Origin of the sequence: Arthrobacter sp. (genome assembly GCF_031179385.1) — a bacterium.
GTDB lineage: Bacteria > Actinomycetota > Actinomycetes > Actinomycetales > Micrococcaceae > Arthrobacter_D.
In genome coordinates this window covers 1-2,070 of record NZ_JAPSHV010000064.1, presented here as the reverse complement: position 1 = coordinate 2,070, position 2,070 = coordinate 1, and the positions used below count along the sequence as shown (strand labels likewise).

Below are 2,070 nucleotides of genomic sequence, written 5' to 3'. Positions count from 1 at the left end.
CGGTGAGGATGACCGCCATGCCTGTAGCGGTGAGCCAACCGAAGAACGCGGCACCGAACTTCATGCCGCCGAAAGTCTCCTTTTCGCGCTGATGGAGCGCATCCCTTTCCGCCCCGACAGGAACCGGCGCAACGCCGTTGTTGCCGTCACGGCTGCCGTCATAGTCGCGGTCGTAGTCCCGATCATCCGGATCCAGCTTCCGCGGGCGACGGTCCTGATTATAGGAATCCCTACTGGAGGACACCGGTACTGCAGCGGTCCGCTCGTCGCGGTCGTCAACGCCGTCATTGTCGTGGTCGACGTTCATTGCGCGGGTCTCCGGTTGGGATCGGCGTGCATCTGCGCGGCTGGATCCGCCCACATCCGGTGTCAGGGAATCATCCGCATGCTTGGGGCGATAGTCCCGGTCGTTGTTCCCTGTTCCTGGTGTACTCATGATGTCTCCTGATTTCAGGGCCCTAAGGCGACTTAATAAGCAACCTTAGTATTTCGGTGTGGCGTGTACAAGGGCGCCACACCGGCCGATGGCATGCTTAGGAGCATGGACTGGGAGATTCTGATAACTGTTATTTGCGGCTTGGCCATAGCGGTTGGCGTGACCGGAGTGGTGATTCCGATCCTGCCCGGCAGCATCCTCATCGTTGTGTCCCTGCTGGTATGGGCGCTTACTGTGACGAGCGCTTCCGGTTGGACTGCCCTTGCGATCGGTGGAACCTGCGCGGTTGCGGGTCTTCTCGCGGGGACCATACTGACGGGGCGCAAACTGCGTCAGCGGAAGATACCGGGACGATCCATCACAATCGGGCTCGTGCTTGGCGTGGTGGCCATGTTCATCATCCCTGTGGTGGGCTTGATCGTCGGCTTTGTTGTGGGCCTACTGTTGAGCGAGACTGCCCGTCTTCATGACTTTCGGGCTGCCGTGTCGTCGAGCGGAGCGGCACTCAAAGCCATGGGCGTGGGCATCCTGGTCGAGCTTCTGCTGGCCTGCGCGGCGGGCAGCGCATGGGTTCTCGCCGTCTGGGCGCATTTCTCCACGCGCTGACCCGCCCACTTGCCCTGCTACCGCCTGTAGCCGCGGGTCTTTCCACGCGAGTACCTGGTGTTGGTCCGGCCCTGCTGGCGCTTACCGAGCAGTTTCGAGGCAATAACCGGAGCGAGCATCCATAGGATCTTCTTCAGCATCTTGTGCGCCTTTCGTGGAGTGAGCCTCCATAGTAAGCACACTGACTATTCGGATGTCGACCGGTCCGCGACGAATAGCCTGAGGGCTTCGAGCTGGGCGAGCCTGCACTCCGGCTTGAGATACATCATGTGTCCGGCCTCGTGGTAGTGATGCGAAATCCGCGCCCGTGCCTCTTCCCGGAGATTCATATGCGCGAACACATACTCCGCCGCGAAGTGCGGTGTGGCACCGTCCTGGTAGCCATAATCAACGTGAACCCGTAGGGCCGGGTTATGCACCATGAGCCGCTCAAGCACATCGCTCACGTCAACTGGTGCACCTTCGAATGTCCGGTAACTCCACGGCTGCACACGCGCGGTAAGAATCTCATAGGGGAGATCGTTCTCGTATCCGAGTTCGGCGCGTACATAGTGGTTGATCGCTGCTGCGAATGGCCCGGTGATGGCCCGCATGCTTGGGTCGTCCGTCGAACTTGAGGACTGAAGGTTGGCCGGCGGAGCGGTGAAGCGCCCATCGATCCGGCCCACCACCAGTCCTTCAGCCCGCAGCAACTCAGCAGCGAACTCGTGATAGGCCCAGCGCAGGTTGGTTCGGCGGATGAAGTCCTCGCCCAGGGTGGTGAGGGCACTGAGGCGGGTCACGACGTCGTCGTACTCGCTTTGCGTGAGTCGATTGCCCTGGGTCAGTGCATAGCCGAAGTCACGCGAGGCGAATTCTTCCGCTTCACGGACGACGTCGGAGAGCTCGCGACCGGGATGGTGGCCGTGATAGTGCGCAATCGCCGCATAGGTTGGCAGGTGCAGGGCGTACGGGGTGTCGCTGCCGGGGAAGAACCGGAGGGTCGACATGTTGAGTACGGTCGAGATGAGCCCCAGACCGTTGACGGT

The 2,070-nt window shown here is 61.3% G+C and carries 2 protein-coding genes and 2 pseudogenes; 1 reads left to right on the top strand and 3 read right to left on the bottom strand.

Going from position 1 to position 2,070, the window contains the following annotated elements; genetic code table 11:
• A pseudogene (locus RIF85_RS10085) lies at positions 1–436 on the bottom strand (hypothetical protein); the annotation flags it as partial.
• 105 nt (positions 437–541) lie between these two features.
• On the opposite strand from RIF85_RS10085, the gene RIF85_RS10080 reads away from it, so the two are divergent.
• Positions 542–1,042, top strand: a complete 501-nt coding sequence (locus RIF85_RS10080; RefSeq protein ID WP_309071779.1) for a DUF456 domain-containing protein — start codon at positions 542–544, stop codon at positions 1,040–1,042.
• A gap of 17 nt (positions 1,043–1,059) precedes the next feature.
• Here RIF85_RS10080 and RIF85_RS10075 read toward each other — a convergent pair whose 3' ends face one another.
• Both RIF85_RS10075 and RIF85_RS10070 read right to left on the bottom strand, forming a co-directional pair.
• Entirely contained in the window at positions 1,060–1,182 is a 123-nt protein-coding gene (locus tag RIF85_RS10075; RefSeq protein WP_309071778.1) for a hypothetical protein, read from the bottom strand.
• Positions 1,183–1,227: 45 nt separating this feature from the next.
• A pseudogene (locus RIF85_RS10070) lies at positions 1,228–2,070 on the bottom strand (peptidase S10); the annotation flags it as partial.

What these genes read in the sequence shown, in the direction of transcription:
- RIF85_RS10075 (WP_309071778.1), bottom strand. Translation starts at nt 1,182, where the DNA reads ATGCTGAAGAAGATCCTATGGATGCTCGCTCCGGTTATTGCCTCGAAA.
- RIF85_RS10080 (WP_309071779.1), top strand. Translation starts at nt 542, where the DNA reads ATGGACTGGGAGATTCTGATAACTGTTATTTGCGGCTTGGCCATAGCG.